We start from the raw sequence: 17,388 nt of genomic DNA, 5'->3' as shown, positions 1-17,388 counted from the left end.
GTCCGTATATCTATGGAACCGATATTGACTGTTGAAAATTTAACGAAACGGTACGGTGCGAAACCCGCACTAAAAAACATTTCGCTCGTACTCGAATCGGGGCGGATCATGGGACTCATGGGGCCGAACGGCAGCGGCAAAACGACGTTTTTGAAAGTCGTCGCCGGTTTGCAAAAGGCGAACGGCGGAAAAGTGTGCGTTTGCGGAAACCCCGTCGGCGTCGAAAGCAAAAAGTACGTATCCTTTTTACCCGATCGTAATATTATGCCGAAGTGGATGACGGCGCTCGACGCTTTCGATTATTACCGCGATTACTTCGACGATTTCGATATGCGCAAAGCGTCCGATATGCTCGACTTCGTCCGCCTCGAAAAAAATATTCCCGTGTCGCAGATGTCGAAGGGCATGATCGAAAAACTGAATCTGACCTTGTGTTTTTCACGCAAAGCGAAATTGTTTTTGCTCGACGAACCGCTCGGAGGAGTCGATCCCGTCGCGCGGGAGAAGATCGTATCGGCTATCGTCAACACGTATAATCCTTCTTCGTCGATCATCGTAAGTACGCATCTCGTGCACGACATCGAACACATGTTCAACGACGTGTGCTTTATCGGTAAAGGCGAAATCGTGCTGTATGAAGATGCGAGCGCGCTGAAAAGCCGGCGCGGCATGGACATCGACGAACTCTATATCGATACGTTCAAGGAACTGTAAAAAGCGGCAGTTGGAATATCGCCGTCAGGGAGCTGTAATGATCATGCAAGCAACGTTGAAACAGGAATGGAAAGCGAGCCGCCTGCGCATTTTGTATACGAGCGCCGTCATTGCGATGGTGCTGCTCGGCGCGGTTCTCGTCAATTTTATCGCATATCAAACGAGGTCGGATCATCTTTCGCTTTTCGGCATGATACTGTACGGTATCGGATTTTGCTGTATGGGTATCATCCCGCTGTATGCGTTGGTGCGCGGAAGCGGCAATATGCAGCCGATCCTTTTCGGCGATACGGGATATCTTTCATTGCTCGTTCCGGAGCGCAGTTATGCGCAGCTCGGAGCGAGGCAGCTCGTAAATCTTGCCGAATACGTCATCTATATGCTGCCGGCTCTGTTGTATCTGTCGTTTATGGCGCCGACGGCGGGGCTGCTCTTTCACGGCGCTTTTTCGGAATATCTTCCGCTTGCACTCAATCCGGGTATGTCCTACATCGAAAACATAAAGCAGCTGTACCGCTTTGTGTTTGTCGAACATTTTTTAGAACTCGTACAATTCGGCATCATGGGTATTATTTCTTTTGCGAGCTGGCAGGCGATGTTCAATTTTGCAATGGCGCTGTACTCCGCTTTTATTCGCACGAAAAAGCCGAATAGATTTTTGATCGTCGTAATCATCTTTTTTCTGTTTTATTTTCCGATGCGCATCGGTACGCTCGGCTTCGATACCGACATGAGCGATATGGTTCGAGACTCGTCGTTTTATGGAGCGGTGCTGCGCTATTCGTGGAATCATACGCTACGCTATGCGATTTTCGGCGCGGTGTATTTTTTGGCGACGGGCTGGCTTATGGAACATAAAATCGAGGTGTGATGTGAAACATGCGATGGAACACCTGCGGGAGCTTTCGAAAAAAAACGGGCCGCTGTGCGTCGGACTCGACACCGATCCCTCGTATATCCCCGAAAGCGTTTTGCGCCGATTCGGCGGAAAAGCGGAAGCGGTTTTCGCATACAACAGAGAAATTATTAATCGAATTGCGGACGACAAAAGCGCATGCTGCTGTAAAGTACAGATCGCGTATTACGAAGCGATGGGCGTCGAAGGGATGAGCGCGTATGCGAAAACGCTTTCGGCGGTGAGGGCTGCGGGTTTGTCGGTCATATCGGATATCAAGCGAGGCGATATCGCGAATACGGCGGAAGCCTATGCGCGCGCGCATTTTTCGGGCGATTTCGAAACGGATATAGCGACGGTAAATCCGTATATGGGTTTTGATACGCTTTCACCTTTTGTAGATTTTTGCAAAAAGGGCAAAGGGATATTCGTTTTGCTCCGCACGTCGAATCCCGGAGCGGCGGACATTGAGCGAAAGGAGCTTAAACACGGCGGTGCAGTGTTCGGCATCGTCGGCGCGGAACTCAAACGGCTTGCGAAAGAATGCGCCGAGGATTATCCGGCCGAGTGCTGTCCGCCTGTCGGTGCCGTCGTCGGCTGTACCGAAGAAAGCGATGCCCGTATTTTGCGCGACGCATATCCCGAACTCTTTTTTTTGATCCCCGGCTACGGAGCGCAGGGCGGAAAAGCGCGAGTTGCCGCAACACTCCTTTCCAAAGTCGGCGGCGTCGTAAACTCTTCGCGCGCTCTTTTGTGTGCATGGAAAAATGATGCGGATCTCCTGCGAAAAGCGGATGAAGGAGTAATCACGCTTTCGGATATGGCCGATGCCGCCGCTCGAAGCGCGCTTTCGGCAAAAAAAGAACTGTGCGCTTTGTCGTAGGCGGCGAATTTTCAAAAACGCTCCTTGCACGGCACGGATGCTGCGCGAGCGATCTTTTGTGTTAGGGATTGGAGGGACGGCGGAGCCGTTCCCGACCGAGCGGAGCGAGGGAGGGAATGGAGCGCTTATGCGCGGAATCCCGGAAAGCCCGGCGCCGAGCGGGCGAGGCGCAACACCCGTAAGAAAGAAATGCCTGTCCGAAATACGGAAGGTGCTTGGTGTGCCGCCCGTTCGAAATGTATGCGCCGATATATCCTGCTGCAACGCCGTCTACAAACGCCGTCGCGAACATTGTCATTTATAAACCGATATGCTAATATCAAACTTGCATGACGCATTTTATTAAATCGGAAATTGAACTTGGAAAATCGTCTCTAAGCGCGGACGTGCGGGATTTGTTCTGCCGAAAAGCGCATATATAATACGTTTTGCAACGGAGGTACGATAAAAAGCGCCGTCTGAAATATCGCCGACACTTTTTATCTCGAGTTTGCTTGGATGTTTGCAGAAGACGTGTATACGTGTTATTTCGATAAAAATCGCATGAATACGATACGTTTTGTTTTGCAAACTCGACTATTGAACGTGTGCGCACACGCGCACGGCTAAAAACTTTTTCGGAAATTGATATTTCCTGCAAAAGTTTTTATGGGAGGAAAAATGAAAAAATTCGCTTTCTTAAAGCGGACGGCGGCGGTGATGCTTGCAGCGTCACTGTTTTTTGTTTCTTGCGGAGGCGGAAGCAAATTCAAAGCGGGAACCTATACCGGCGAGGGTACGGGTATGGGCGGTGCGCTCACGGTGCAGGTAAAGCTTTCCGGTTCGAAAATCGAATCGGTAACGGTGACGAAGCACAACGAAACGCCCGGTATCAGCGATCCTGCGATCGAAAAGATCCCGGCGCAGATCGTCGCTGCTCAAAAAACGAACCTCGACGTTATCGGCGGATGTTCGATCACGAGCCGCGCGATCATACAGGCAACGGATGCGGCGCTGAAGAGTGCGGGCGTCGATATCGAAAAGCTGAATGCAGCAACCGATTCTTCTGCGGAAACGAAAGCGGCAGACGTTGAAAAGACGGCGGACGTTATCGTTGTCGGCGCGGGCGGCGCGGGTATGGCAGCCGGCGTTCAGGCAAATCAGGACGGCGCAACGGTCATCATCATCGAAAAGACGGCACGCGTCGGCGGCGATACGATCATGGCCGGAGGTGCGCTGAACGCGGTCGACGACGGCAGTGAAACGGCAAAGGCGAACAAGGATTCGGTCGCGCTGCATTATAAGCAGACCTATGAGGGCGGCGACAAACAGGGAGACCCCGCTTTGATCCATGTGCTTACGGACAATGCGTGGAAAGGCGTCGAGTGGCTCAAATCGATGGGCATGGAATTCAAGCCCGGCACGTTTACGGTGACCGGCGGTTTGTGGCCTCGCGCACATAAACCAGTAGATCCCGTCGGCACGGGATTTTTCAAAACCTATAATCGCTACATCGATTCGCACGAGGGCATCGAAGTGATGCTCAATACGAAGGGCGAAAGCTTTATCGTCGAAAACGGTAAAGTCGTCGGCGTCAATGCGATCGGTGAAACGGGTAACAAAGTGACGCTCCGCGCAAATAAGGGCGTAGTCCTTGCGACCGGCGGTTTTGCACGCAACGTCGAAATGCGCGAAAAATACAACAAACAGTGGCCGACGCTCGGCGCGAATATTCCTTCGACGAACCCGCCGAGTTCGACGGGAGACGCTTTTGCCATGCTCGAACCGCTTCACGCTCAGCTCGTACAGATGGAAAACATCCAGCTCCTGCCGCTCGGTGATCCCGAAACGGGAAGCCTTTCCGGCAATATCGAAATGGATGTCGAACGCCGCATCTTTGTCAATAAAAACGGCGACCGCTTTGTCGACGAAGGCGCGAGGCGCGACGTTATGACGATGGCGCTGTTTCATCAGCCGGATAACTATATGTGGATCGTACTCGATTCGCACTGCTATCCGACGGGCGACGAAAAAAACAATTTCAACGAATCCGCGAACGAACTCGTTGCGGCCGGCCGTGCGGTGAAAGCGAACTCCGTCGAAGAGCTTGCGAAAGCTATAAACGTTCCCGCAGATCATTTGAAAGCCGCACTCGACGATTTCAACAAACACGTCGCTGATAAATCGAAGGACGCGTTCGGTCGTACGCTTTATTCGACGCCGATCGACAAGCCGCCGTTCTATGCGGCTCCCCGCGTTCCGACGGTTCACCACACGATGGGCGGCGTCAAAATCGATACGGGCTGTCACGTGTACAATACCGACGGAAAAATCATTCCGGGCTTGTATGCGGCGGGCGAAGTTACCGGCGGCATACACGGTGCGAACCGCTTGGGCGGCAACGCGCTGACCGATACGGTCGTATTCGGACGCATCGCCGGTACGAACGCAGCGGCGGCTAAGTGATCATCCGTTTCAAAAGCAGACCTTTCGGAAGGGCTTTGAAGCACAGGCGATGATGTAAAGGCGGCTTTCTCTTCGGGGAAAGCTGCTTTTGCGTACTTATCGATTTCATGTGAAGTTCAAAAGCGGCGTCTGAAATATCGTAGCTGCTTTTGAATGCCGAGCCGTTTTTTATGGGAGGTTCTATGAAAAAATTATACGGCGTTATTACCGCTATGACGACGCCGTTTACTCAAGACAATAAAGTGGATGTCGTTGCGCTTGAAGAGCAGACCGAATTTTTAATTCAAAAAGGCATTCACTGTTTGTATCCGTGCGGTACGACGGGTGAAATGTTTTCGATGTCCGCCGAAGAGCGCGAACTCGTCGCCGAAACCGTCGTCAAAAAAGCCGCCGGCCGCGTAACGGTTTTCGTCCACGTCGGTGCAATGTGTCAGGACTGTACGATCCGTCTTGCAAAACACGCGCACAGCATCGGTGCTGACGGCGTGGGTATCATTACGCCGGTGTTTTTCCATGTCGATGACCGCGCTATGGTCGAATATTATAAAACGGTATGCGCCGCGCTGCCGGACGATTTTCCCGTGTATGTATATGTGATTCCTCAGCTCGCGCACAACGACATCGGGGCTGCGACGATGGAAGAGATCGCTTCCGCGTGTAAAAACGTCGTCGGTGTAAAATACAGTTTTGCCGATATGCGCCGGATAAACGAATATCTGCAAGTGCGCGGAGGAAATTTTTCGGTTGTTCCCGGAGCGGACGATCTCTTTTTGCCCGCGCTGTCGTGCGGCTGCGACGGTACGGTGTCCGGTTGTTCGGGCCCGTTTCCGGAAGCTTTCGTCGAGGTCTATAAAGCGTTTCAATCGGGCGATATTGCCGCGGCTCGGAAAGCGCAGGTTAAAGCAACGAAATTGGCGATGATTATGAAATGCGGCGCGAATATGTCCATATTCAAAAATATCTTAACGATGCGCGGTATTCGCGGCGGATATATGCGTCGCCCGCTTCTCGATTTGACTGCCGCGCAGGTTGCGGAATTGAAAAAAGAGGTTGCACCGTATTTGTAATTGCAAATACGGTGTAGAGGTATATGGCTTTTTATTTATGGAGGTACGATAAAAAGCGCCGTCTGAAATATCGCCGTCGCTTTTTATCTCGAGTTTGCACGGATGTTTGCAAAAGAAGTGTATGTGTATCGTTTTAATAAAAACAGAATAGATATGGTATACCGTATTTTGCAAACTCGATTATTCGACATGTGCGCGTTTGCGCACGGCTAAAAACTTTTTCGAAAGTTGAAACTTTCTGCAAAAGTTTTTATGGAGGTAGTATGAAAAGGATCGGAATACTGTGTCTGCTTTCGGCAGCGGTAATTTCTTGGGGCTTTGCACGGGGTAACGAAGACGGTGTTAAATTTCCCGGCAACAAACAGATTTCTCTGATCGTTCCGTATTCTGCAGGCGGCGCATCCGATACGACGGCGCGCATTTATGCGTCGGAACTTGAAAAAGCGCTCCCCGGTACGATTACCGTGAGCAACATCACCGGTGCGTCGGGCGCGACGGGATTGACGCGGGTCAAAAATGCAAAGGCCGACGGCTACACGATCGCGTATATGCCCGTCGAATCGACGATGCTCCGCGCACTCGGTCTTACCGATTTGAGTACCGACGATTTCAAATTCATCGGACGGGCGATGACGATTCCGTCGGCCGTCACGGTAAAAGCGGATTCTCCGTGGAAGACGATTGAAGATTTTATCGCGTATGCGAAAGCGAATCCGGGAAAAGTCCGCGTCGGAAATTCCGGCACCGGATCCATCTGGCACGTCGCGGCCGCTTCGGTCGAAGACAAATGCGGCGTTAAATTTACTCACGTTCCGTTTGAAGGTGCAGCCCCTGCCGTAACAGCTCTTGCCGGCGGCAATATCGAAGCGGTTACCGTTTCTCCGTCGGAAGTGCAAAGCCTCGTCAACGACGGTAAACTGAGAGTTTTAATTATTCTCGGTGAAAGCCGTTCGTCCGTCGTTCCGAACGTTCCGACCGCCCGCGAAAAAGGCATCGATATTGCGATTCAGGGATGGGGTGCGTTCGCCGTTCCGAAGGGTACGCCCGCCGAAATCGTGAGTATCCTCGAAAAAGCGTCGTCCGTTGCCCTAAATTCGAAACCGGTAAAAGAACTGCTCGCATCGAGAGGTTTTGAACACGCGTATTTGAGCGGCTCCGATATGGATGCGGCCGCCGCAAAAGAGTTGAGCTATTACGGTAAATTGATTCCCGTATTGCTGAAGAAATAATACTTGTATCAGTCGCTCCCGCATTTTCGCGGGGGCGATTTTTATCGTGTAAAAAGGAGGTTGCCGTCATGCGCAAAGGTGATGCGATATCCGGCATTGCAATAACACTTTTGGGTTTCGGAGTGACCGTTTATACGCTCGTGGAAAATACGATGCGCTTCAACGCGCAAACTTCCGACGGAGTTCCGGGAGCCGGTTTTTTCCCTGTGCTGCTCGGATCCGTTTTGGGAATTCTCGGTATCGTTTTAATAATTCGAAGCATCCGTGAAAAAAATGAAAAAGCTCGGTCCGCCGCCGCCAGTGAAGAAACAAAAAAAAATATTAAAATGCTCGTACTGACGATAACGGCCATCGTCATATTTTTTATTTTGTGGCAGCTTACGAAATTATTTATTTTGTGGGCGCTCGCGCTTGTGATTTTTCTTAATTTTATATTTGAGCGAACGTGGAAATTCAATATCATCTATTCGGTCGTGTTTGTCGCTTTTATCTATTTGGCCTTTGTCGTAGGCTTTTCCATCCAATTCAATATTTAAAAGACGATAGATAGTATACGGGAGTATGTATGACACTCGAAATTTTTGCTAAGGCTTTTTTTGAACTTTGTACGCCATCGGTTTTATTGTTTTTATGCCTCGGAGTCGTAATCGGTACGGTGATCGGCGCGCTGCCCGGCCTGTCCGCAACGATGGGTATCGCCATTATGACGCCGATTACATTTTGGTTTCCGCCGGCAAACGGATTCGCGTTGCTTATGGGACTGTGGAACGCTGCGATTTTTTCGGGAGGCATTTCCGCGATTTTAATAAATACGCCGGGAACGCCCGCTTCCATAAGTCAATCGCTTGACGGCTATCAGATGTACCGGCAGGGAAAAGGCGGTCTCGCGCTCGGTATAAACGTCATCTATTCGTTTATCGGAGGGGTCTTTTCGACGCTGTGTCTTATTTTGTTTTCCACACCGATAGCGAATTTTACCGTAACGTTCAATGCACCCGAATACTGTATGCTCGCGCTTTTCGGCCTTTCGATGATGATCGCCGTGTCGACCGGCAACGTGCTCAAGGGTACGATACTCGGCGTCGCGGGCATCCTGCTCAGCTGCGTGGGACTCGATCCTCTTCTTGCCGTGCCGCGATTTACTTTCGGTTCGGTCGACCTGCTTGCCGGTATTTCATTTATCCCCGTTATGATCGGTATGTTCGGCATCGGCGAAGTGCTGTATCAGATGTATTCGCGGAACCGCGCTGAAGAAGCGGCGGAAATGAAAGCGCGGAAAGTCAATCTTGCGCTCGGCCGCGTTTTGCCGTCGTTTAAGGAATTCAAAGAACTCACGATACCGACGCTTATCGGTGCCTTTGAAGGAACGCTCATCGGCGCGATCCCCGCAGCCGGCGGCGATATCGCATCGATCATCTCGTGGGGCAATGCGAAAAAAATGAGTAAGCATCCCGAAGAATACGGAAAGGGGTCGATCGAAGGGCTCGCCGTTTCTTCGACCGCAAACAATGCGGTTATCGGCGGGGCGATGACGACGATGATGACGCTCGGCATTCCCGGTGATTCGGTTACCGCGATCCTTATCGGCTCTTTGACGATGTACGGCATGCAGCCGGGTTTGAAAATGTTTACTGAAAATGCCGACTTTACCGCAAAGATCATGCTGCTCATGCTGCTTGCGAATGTCGTCTTTTTGATCTTCGGCCTCATTACCGCAAAAGCGTCCGCGAAAGTGCTGAACGTTTCGCAGCCGACCGTTTGGACGGCGGTATGTCTTTTGTGCGTCGTCGGCTCCTATGCGCTTAATAATAATTTTTTCGACGTTATCGTCATGTTTGTCGCTGCTCTTCTCGGCTTTGTGTGCAAAGTATATAATTTCCCGACGGGACCCTTTGTGCTCGGACTGCTCCTCGGCAATATGATGGAAGCGAACTTCCGCCGTGCGCTCGTGATGAGCCATGGGAAGCTCATGACTTTCGTGCAGCGACCCGTTTCCTGCGTGCTTTTGATCGCGACGATCCTTGCGTTCTCTTGGCCGGTTATTAAAAATATAATCGATGCGCGGAAGGGCAGTGCGCGAAAGGCGGGATAAGTGCGAGATTTTTTTATCGACGGCTTCCTCAATGCGGGAAGCCGTTTTTTATACCGTGTCGGCTGAGTAAAAAAAAGATAAATAGGAGTCTAACAGTATGAATAAAATGAAAGCGATGTTATTGTTTTTATTGTATGCCGCAGCACTGCGCGCATATTCTCTCCGGGCGCAAACAAATCAGACCACGGCAAAAATCATTTCCGATTTTGTCAATAAAGATTTACCGGCAGGGAAAAAACTTTTTATACTTGAGATTGTACCGGGTAACTTTACAAATTCGGGGCATGATGAGTTTTTGGTTTCTTTTGATACGATGCGTAATGCCGATTTATACAGTAGAGGACTAGCTAAAAGCGTTGACAAAGCTAAGGTTTTTGTTATTGATAAAAATAAGGTCGTTGCTTCCTATTCGTTGGATAATTATGGAGCAGGTTACAAAGAAGATGGATTGGCGGAGATTTATTCGGAGTTGTTAAAAATACCCATGCCGATGTTGGGGCGATCCTGTGCCAACGGATGGGTCGGCGATTTCAACGGAACAGGACGCGATCAAATTTGTTTGTATGTAGCCAACGTCGTTCAGTATCCAGTCATATATGAATTTTTTAACGGTCAATTTAAGATGATATTGCCGTACAATGAATACAGTTTTTGTTATATAATTTCAGCGGATGCGCGTAAAAAAAACATCGAACTGGAAAAATATAAAGATCATAAAAGCTATACAATCACTGTCAGATGGAACAGCGATAAACTGATGTACGAACAGGAATAAGGATTGCTGTTTTGCGGGCAGTTTTCGGATAATAAAATTCGGGTTATAATGAGGAGATAGAGTGATCGGCAAATTGAATATAAAAAAAATATTTTTCACATCAATTATATTGATGTACCTATTTGTTATCACAGGCATGATGCCCAACAAAGATGCAGCAGACATTCCGCTCGAATTTAACAAAACGGAGCAAGAACCGGCTAATATTTTTCCACAAAAATTACTCGATTCGGAATACAAACCCTCCCCTGCATTGCATGAATATGCGATGGAAGCGAACCGCCGTATCAACGATTTTTTTCAATATCTTGTTACAGGAAATAAATCGGGAAAAGTTTTTACAAGGTATTTTCGAATAGAGCGGACAATGAGTTCGTACGACGATGAGAATAATTTTATGAAATGAAGGCGGATTGTGAAACGGAAATTAAAACAGAATTTATTAATTTTACTGATTACGATGATTATGACAGCAAAATCAAGCGGCAATACTTTTTCAAAAATTCTTTTTCGGGAATATGACAAAAGCGATTGTTGTGATAAAAAAATCATAACCCTTACCGGAACCATTGTAGAAAAAGGTTTTTACGGACCGCCGAATTTCGGCGAAAATCCGAATGACGACACCATTGAAACATATTTTTTTCTGTTGCCGGATACACCGATATTATACGACGATGAAGGGAAACATATCTTTCTAAAAGAAATCCAGTTGGTATTTACTGCCGGTTATCGAAAAAACTTTGATGCGGGGAAAAAATATACGGTTTCCGGTAAAATGCAAAAAGCAACGACAGGGCATCATCATACGGATTTTATTTTAATCGTTGAAGATGTTTATGAAGGAGCCATTTTAATAAACTACGGCCGATAAGCGCCCGCATTACGATACAGCCTACGCCGCCGTGGAGCCGTGCCGAAGGCAGCGACCGCAGCGGAGCGAGGACGCCGCGCGTGAGCAAGCGGCGGAAGGGCGGATGGCAAAAAGGTTTCGTCCGAAAACGACGTCTCCGAAACCTGTGCGCTTATAAATATTGTTTCATCGCTTCGCCTTCGACGCCGGCGAGCAGTTCGATGTAGGGTTTTGCGGGGCTTGCGTTTATCTTTTGCAGCAGCACTTCTTCGATTTGGAAAAAACCGACTTCCGCCGACATGTATATTTGAATGCGAAGGGGTTTTTCGCTGCCTGCGCCGATTTCGACGCGTTCGATCGAGTTCGCCGAATACTTATGGATGTCGCCGATCGTCGGAGCGTTGTCGAGTCCGAGGGGAATACGCGCTCTGCCCTTTGTCATATCGCAGCCGTCGGCGATGAGGATGATGCCGGCTTCGAGCGAATGGATTTTGTGCGTACCCATGTGGCCGACGATGCCTTCCATCGCGAGCGAGCGGACGGTTACGCGCCGCACGATGTTTTCGCCTCCGGGAATGAATTTGTTGAGCAGCCGTTCGATGACGGGGAGCGCGAGAAAAACGCTGTACAATTCGTGATCCTGCCGGCCGATCGACATGCCGAAGTCGTGCAAAAACGAAGCGAATATAATGGCGGTCAGACTGTCGGCAAAGGTGCCCGCTTTTTCTTTTTGCAGACTCAACTGCACGCCCGCTTTGTACAATATCTCCGTCATTTTGATCGCGTTGTGCGTAACCGTGCGCATGTGTACCGGCCCGTGATCGTTGTAGCCGAGCCGTACGATCGAAACGTTGTTGGCATAATTTTGCACCGCTTCGATTTCCTGGTCGCGCATGAGCGCTTTTGCGACGGTGAGCGGTAAACCGTCTTTTTCCGGCGTAAGCGCGATCAGCTTTTCAAGCGCGGATATGATTTTTTTATCGACCGAAATTTCTTTCGGCGATCGTTCGGTTTTCATGATTTGCTCCTGTTATAAGTACGATGTCTATTGTAAACGGAATGCGTAAAAACGTCACGGGCGGTGCGCGGTTTTGTGCGGCGCGGTGCGCGGTCACTTTGCGTACGGCAATCGGTACGCTGTGTGAAAAAAACAGGCGAATGTGCTATACTTCCCTCATGTTTGAAATTCGCCGGCCGCAAAAATCAAAATCCTTTACCGGTTTTTTCTTCGCCGCTTTTTCGATCTTCATATGGGGCATCACCTTTGTCTGCACGAAATCGCTTTTAAAAGATTTTTCCGCACTCGAAATTCTCGTCATCAGGTTTTTATTTGCATACGCCATGCTGTGGATTCTCTGCCCGCATCGACTCAGGCTCGAACGAAAAAAAGACGAACGGCTTTTTGCCGCGGCGGGCTTAAGCGGCGTCGCGGTATATCAATTTCTCGAAAACATCGCGATCATGTTTTCGTCGGCATCGAACATAAGCGTCATCGTTTCGATCTGCCCGATTTTCGCCGCAATCGTCGCGCAGATTTTTTTGCATGAAAAACACGTCACGCCTTTTTTTATCGCAGGTTTTATCATCGCGATTTCAGGTGTCGCGCTCGTAAGCTTTAACGGTGCGGCGGAATTTCACTTAAAACCGAAAGGCGATCTGCTCGCGCTCGGTTCCGCTGTTTCATGGGGATTTTATACGCTCTTCGTCACGAAGATCAACGCGCTGCGCCTTAACAAATTGGCGGTCGTACGACGCATATTTTTTTATGCGCTCATCTTTATGGCGCCGCTCGTACTCTTCGGCGCATTCTCTCCGCTCGCGGAAAACAACAATAATTTTTTTGTAAGCTTCGATGCGGCCGTCAACATGGCCAGATTTGCAAAACCGCTCAACTGGGTAAACCTGCTCTTCCTCGGCGTCGCCGCGTCCGCGCTCTGTTTTGCCGCGTGGAACACCGCATGCGATAAGCTCGGCGCCGTCCGCGCGACCGTCGGCATCTATTTGATTCCCGTCGTGACGATCGTTTTCGCGTATTTTGCACTCGGAGAGCGGATCACCGTACCCGGTATAGCGGGCGTTATGCTTACGATCTGCGGGCTTATGTTATCGAATAAAAAAACCCGCAGTCAAATGTAAGCGCCGCGGCAGGCTTTTCGGAAAACGACACGCGGACGGAAAAGATGTATAAAGCCTCTTGCGGTGAAAATTAACAAAAACACTATAAAAACAATAAAAACTAAAAATTTGACAGATAAAAATACTCGTGTTAATATAACAAAATTAAAAAAGTAAAATATAAAACCGATGAAACTGTCTTTATAAGATATGTGATCATCGAAAACAACTAAAGATTTTTATCTTTAAAAACGCAAGGAGAATTTTCTATGCAGTACGGCATCATCGCTCTCATCCCCGTTGTATTCGTATTTGTTATCGCAATTACGACAAAAAAGACGCTGGATTCGCTTTTGATAGGTTCGTTGATCGGATTTATCATTTTGGCAAAGCAGAATTTTATCGGCGCATGGCTGGATTCGCTGATCGAAGTTTTGAAAACCGACAGCGTTTTGTGGGTCATCCTGGTAACGCTCTTTTTCGGAATTTTGCTTCAACTGATCGAACAGTCGGGAGCGCTCAGCGGTTTCAGCAAAACCATCGGTAAATACGCGAAAACAAAACGAAGCGCAATGCTGCTGTTGTGGGTTTCGTCGCTCGCCATATTCATCGACGACTATCTGCACAATTTGGTCATCGGCGCATCGATGAAAAAAGTCGGAGACGAACACAAGATATCGCGCGCGAAGATCGCGTATCTTACGAATTCGACGGCAGGAACCTTTTCATCGCTTATTCCGATTTCGACGTGGGCGGTGTTTTATTCCGGCCTCATCGCGAGTCAAAATCTTTCGGTCGACGGAAACGCGATGGCGGGCTACATAAAAACGATCCCGTTTCAATTCTATCCGATGATTGCGATCACCGTTTCCCTGCTCGTCGCATTGCGGATCATGCCCGACATCGGTCCGATGAAAAAGCACGAAGCGAACGCGGAAAAAGGTATCGTTTCGGATACGGAGATTTCGCAGGCGGACGATAAAGGCGCATCTTCTCCGGTATGGTTTTTTATCATACCGGTAGCGGTTTTGATTGCAGTGACGATCATTACCGGCATAGACGTTTTAAAAGGTATCGTCGGTGCGCTCATTGCGGCGATCGTTTTGTATTCCGTTACAAAAAAATTAAACATAAAAGATTTTATGGACATCGCATTGGAAGGCATGAAAAATATGCTGCCGATCGCGTGTATTTTGGCAATCGCTTTCGTCCTCGTCGATGCGAATACGAAACTCGGCTTGGCGGAATACATCATCGATTTGGTTCGCCCGTTTATGTCCGGTAAAATGCTTCCCCTCGTCGTATTTTTGACGGCAACCGCGTTTGCGTATTTTACGGGAATGTTTTGGGATATGGCGGCAGTCATGCTTCCCATTGCCGTTCCGCTTGCGACGCAGATCGGAGCCAACCCGTATCTGGTTTCGGCGGCAATCTTTTCCGCTTCCGCATGGGGAAGCCAAATCTGTATGTACGGCGATGCGGTTATCGTCAATTCGGGCGCATGTGAGATATCGCCTGCGGAAACGAGTTTTTCATCGCTGCCCTACGGCATCATCGGCGTGATCGTGTCGGCGATTTTATATACGATATTCGGATTTATAGCATAACGGTATACCGCTAAAAATCCGATTGGAATTTTAGCGGTTGTCATAATTTTATTCAGTTTGAGGAGGTATGATATATGGAACGATTGGCAAAAACATTGAGCGCGCTCGACAACACGTTCGGCGTTTCGGGTGAAGAAGAAGCGGTTGCCGCGCAGATAAAAAAAGAACTCGAAGGTTTTTACGACAGCTGCAGAGAAGATGCGCTCGGCAATATTATCCTTACGCAAAACGCGCGGGGCGGCAATAAAAAAATTGCGTTGGCCGCACACATGGATGAAATCGGTTTTATCGTGCGCTATATCGACGACAACGGTCAGCTTTTGATCGCGCCTGTCGGATACCACGACGACCGCATGCTCATAAATCAGGACGTCGAAATCAAAACCAAAGACGGTATGATCGAAGGCGTCACCGGTTATAAACCCGCGCACATGCTCAAAGGCGATGAAGGAGAAAAAGTGATCCCGTTCGACAGTATCTATGTCGATGTCGGCACGCTTACGAGAGCGGAAACCGAAAAGCTCGGTGTGCGTATCGGCGATTACGGTCACTATCAGAGAACGGGAAAATTTATTAACGGCGGTAAAATCTATACAGGCAAATCCGTCGATAACCGTGTAGGCTGTACGGTCATCTGCGAAGTGATGCGGCGCGCAAAAGAAGCCGGCATTAAAAACGAATTGACGCTCATCGGAACGGTGCAGGAAGAAGTCGGCGCGCGCGGCGCCGGAGTTGCGGGTTTTTCGGTCAAGCCCGATATCGCGATCGTCGTAGACGTAACGATTGCAGGAGGTGCGTCCGGACTTGAACTGAGCGAATGCTGTATCGAACTCGGAAAAGGCCCGGCCATTAAATATTACGATTGGGACATGGGCTCCACGATGGGAAACAACGTTTCCAAAAAGATGACGCGCGCTTTCGAAGCGGTCGCCGAAAAAAACAACATCGAATTCCAGCGCGAAGTTTTGATCAACGGCGGTACCGACGGATGGACGCTCGCAACGAGCGGAAGCGGTGTGCTCACCGGCATCATATCCGTTCCGCAGCGCTATATGCATACGGCCGTCGGCACGGTGCATATCGACGACCTGGAAGGTGCTGTCGATCTTATCTTAAAATACATACAGAGCATCGACTGAAACTGTGATTGAAAACGGAAAGGCTTTCGCTTTTCCGTTTTTTTTATTCGTGTCGCCGCATCCCGATATTCGGCAGGATTTAAAATTCGGCGGACGGACAACGCACATATTTACAATGGTACCGATTTATAGTACTGTTTATCTGTGAACGCGAAGCAAAAAAAATTGTATGACGCGATATTTAAGGATCCCGTACAGGCGGATATTGCATGGCGGGAAATAGAAAATCTTTTGCACTCTTTGGGAGCCAAAATATCGGAAGGACACGGTTCACGAGTGCGTATCGAGCTGAACGGCGAGCGGGCTGTTTTTCATCGTCCGCACCCGCAAAAAATTACGGATAAAGGTGCCGTAAAATCGATGCGGAAATTTTTAGATAATGCGGGGGTAAAACATGATGAATTATAAAGGTTTTATCGGCACGGTTGAGTATGACGATACCGCGCACATTTTTTCAGGAGAAGTACTCAATACCCGCACGGTTATTACATTTCAAGGTACTACAGTGGACGAGGTGGAAAAAGAGTTCCGTGCTTCGGTCGATGATTATCTTGAATGGTGCAAAGAAGACGGTATCGAACCCGAAAAACCCTATTCCGGTAAGTTCAATGTCCGCCTCACGCCGTTATTTCACAGTCAAGTCGCCGTTGCCGCAAAAAAGCTTGATATGTCGCTTAACAGCTTCGTAGAGAAGTCGTTAAAAGACGAAATTGCCGCAATGCAAATCGCTCCCCGATAAACGTACGGCTCGAAGATAAAACCCTGCTGCTTCGCTTCGCAACATGAACGATGCGCGGTTGCTGTGATTGTTCAAAGACGATGTCGTGCGACTGAAAATTTGCTATACTCACACACCGACAATATGATTCCCTGAGGAAAAAATGAAAAAAATATTTTGTAGCACCGGATTCTTTTTTATCGCTCTATTTATATTTGCAGAAACAAATATGCAAATAAATAAAGAAATGTATGTAAAAGAAAATCTTAGATTGCGTTCGGAGGAATCAACGGCAAGTTCCGTTGTCGCCGTTATGAGGGTCGGCTCTAAAGTAAAAATACTGGAATTGGGAAAAGAAGAAATAATCGATTCAATTCGCAGTAATTGGGTGAAGATAGAAGTTTTAAACGGAAAATCAAAGTCGGGAGACGTTATAAAAAAAGGGACAAAAGGTTGGTACTTCGGCGGTTATTTGTCCGATTATGTCGGCAGGTTTGATTATATCGATTTGAGCAACCGAGATTTTAAGATTGAAAAGATTCAATTTAAAAATGAATCGGATACCGCCGCATGGGAAAAATTAGCAGGGCTTTATTTTGTAGGCAGTCCGCATAAAACAATTTCCGAACCGAAAGAAATAGATACTCCATGGGGAAAAGATTACGGTTTCGGTTTAGGTTGTCATTCCGTTTCATATAAAAACGGAACGTGGATTCACGGCGGAGACGGAGAAGCGGAAGAATTTGAATTGGAATCGATATCTCCGGATAAGACTGTGTTTTTGATGAAAAATCGTTATTACTCGCAGACTTGGAAAATTGACGGCGAATATTTATATATTAATAATAATCCGTAT

Annotated in this window: 18 protein-coding genes; 17 read left to right on the top strand and 1 reads right to left on the bottom strand. The window is 48.6% G+C overall.

All coding sequences use genetic code 11. From position 1 onward, the window contains the following. Positions 1-12: 12 nt before the first annotated feature. From JSQ97_RS07850 to JSQ97_RS07800, 11 genes are all read left to right on the top strand, one after another. Positions 13-714 carry an ABC transporter ATP-binding protein gene (locus JSQ97_RS07850; RefSeq protein ID WP_205075547.1) on the top strand — a complete coding sequence of 234 codons (702 nt, stop codon included), beginning with the start codon at positions 13-15 and terminating at the stop codon, positions 712-714. A 37-nt stretch (positions 715-751) separates the two neighbouring features. Continuing rightward, positions 752-1,585 carry a hypothetical protein gene (locus JSQ97_RS07845; RefSeq protein ID WP_205075546.1) on the top strand — a complete coding sequence of 278 codons (834 nt, stop codon included), beginning with the start codon at positions 752-754 and terminating at the stop codon, positions 1,583-1,585. A 1-nt stretch (position 1,586) separates the two neighbouring features. Continuing rightward, complete coding sequence (gene pyrF / locus JSQ97_RS07840; protein ID WP_205075545.1) at positions 1,587-2,492, top strand: orotidine-5'-phosphate decarboxylase; 906 nt, start codon at positions 1,587-1,589, stop codon at positions 2,490-2,492. Positions 2,493-3,152: 660 nt separating this feature from the next. Further along, complete coding sequence (locus tag JSQ97_RS07835) at positions 3,153-4,937, top strand: flavocytochrome c (RefSeq protein WP_205075544.1); 1,785 nt, start codon at positions 3,153-3,155, stop codon at positions 4,935-4,937. A 182-nt stretch (positions 4,938-5,119) separates the two neighbouring features. Next, positions 5,120-6,004 carry a dihydrodipicolinate synthase family protein gene (locus JSQ97_RS07830; RefSeq protein WP_205075543.1) on the top strand — a complete coding sequence of 295 codons (885 nt, stop codon included), beginning with the start codon at positions 5,120-5,122 and terminating at the stop codon, positions 6,002-6,004. Positions 6,005-6,267: 263 nt separating this feature from the next. Beyond that, on the top strand, positions 6,268-7,233 hold the full coding sequence (locus JSQ97_RS07825; protein ID WP_205075542.1) for a tripartite tricarboxylate transporter substrate binding protein: 966 nt from the start codon (positions 6,268-6,270) through the stop codon (positions 7,231-7,233). Positions 7,234-7,301: 68 nt separating this feature from the next. Beyond that, the gene (locus tag JSQ97_RS07820; protein WP_205075541.1) at positions 7,302-7,769 is read left to right on the top strand and encodes a tripartite tricarboxylate transporter TctB family protein; all 468 of its coding nucleotides are present in this window, start codon (positions 7,302-7,304) and stop codon (positions 7,767-7,769) included. A gap of 29 nt (positions 7,770-7,798) precedes the next feature. Beyond that, positions 7,799-9,325 (top strand): tripartite tricarboxylate transporter permease, encoded by a 1,527-nt coding sequence (locus JSQ97_RS07815; protein ID WP_205075540.1) that lies wholly within the window; start codon positions 7,799-7,801, stop codon positions 9,323-9,325. Positions 9,326-9,422: 97 nt separating this feature from the next. Continuing rightward, complete coding sequence (locus JSQ97_RS07810) at positions 9,423-10,100, top strand: hypothetical protein (protein ID WP_205075539.1); 678 nt, start codon at positions 9,423-9,425, stop codon at positions 10,098-10,100. A gap of 61 nt (positions 10,101-10,161) precedes the next feature. Continuing rightward, a complete protein-coding gene (locus JSQ97_RS07805; RefSeq protein ID WP_205075538.1) occupies positions 10,162-10,506 on the top strand; it encodes a hypothetical protein in 345 nt (114 codons plus the stop codon). Between the two features lie 9 nt (positions 10,507-10,515). Continuing rightward, complete coding sequence (locus tag JSQ97_RS07800) at positions 10,516-10,974, top strand: DUF4431 domain-containing protein (RefSeq protein WP_205075537.1); 459 nt, start codon at positions 10,516-10,518, stop codon at positions 10,972-10,974. Positions 10,975-11,125: 151 nt separating this feature from the next. On the opposite strand, the gene JSQ97_RS07795 is transcribed toward JSQ97_RS07800, so the two are convergent. Continuing rightward, positions 11,126-11,971: a phosphohydrolase gene (locus tag JSQ97_RS07795; protein WP_205075536.1), complete on the bottom strand. Its 846-nt coding sequence runs from the start codon at positions 11,969-11,971 to the stop codon at positions 11,126-11,128. A 158-nt stretch (positions 11,972-12,129) separates the two neighbouring features. Here JSQ97_RS07795 and JSQ97_RS07790 point away from each other — a divergent pair, with 158 nt between their 5' ends. From JSQ97_RS07790 to JSQ97_RS07765, 6 genes are all read left to right on the top strand, one after another. After that, entirely contained in the window at positions 12,130-13,089 is a 960-nt protein-coding gene (locus tag JSQ97_RS07790) for a DMT family transporter (protein WP_205075535.1), read from the top strand. Positions 13,090-13,337: 248 nt separating this feature from the next. Then, a complete protein-coding gene (locus tag JSQ97_RS07785; protein ID WP_205075534.1) occupies positions 13,338-14,675 on the top strand; it encodes a Na+/H+ antiporter NhaC family protein in 1,338 nt (445 codons plus the stop codon). A gap of 74 nt (positions 14,676-14,749) precedes the next feature. Next, complete coding sequence (locus JSQ97_RS07780; RefSeq protein WP_205075533.1) at positions 14,750-15,814, top strand: M42 family metallopeptidase; 1,065 nt, start codon at positions 14,750-14,752, stop codon at positions 15,812-15,814. A gap of 144 nt (positions 15,815-15,958) precedes the next feature. Further along, positions 15,959-16,222 (top strand): type II toxin-antitoxin system HicA family toxin, encoded by a 264-nt coding sequence (locus tag JSQ97_RS07775; RefSeq protein WP_205075532.1) that lies wholly within the window; start codon positions 15,959-15,961, stop codon positions 16,220-16,222. Then, positions 16,209-16,553 (top strand): type II toxin-antitoxin system HicB family antitoxin, encoded by a 345-nt coding sequence (locus JSQ97_RS07770; protein WP_205075531.1) that lies wholly within the window; start codon positions 16,209-16,211, stop codon positions 16,551-16,553. Before JSQ97_RS07775 ends, JSQ97_RS07770 begins: the two co-directional genes overlap by 14 nt. Positions 16,554-16,695: 142 nt before the next feature. After that, a partial coding sequence (locus tag JSQ97_RS07765; RefSeq protein WP_205075530.1) for an SH3 domain-containing protein occupies positions 16,696-17,388 on the top strand: 693 nt, incomplete at its 3' end.

Origin of the sequence: Treponema sp. Marseille-Q4523, assembly GCF_016901105.1 — a bacterium.
Classification (GTDB): domain Bacteria; phylum Spirochaetota; class Spirochaetia; order Treponematales; family Treponemataceae; genus Treponema_D.
The sequence above is the reverse complement of the archived record's forward strand: the minus strand, read 5'-3'. Positions and strand labels throughout refer to the sequence as shown.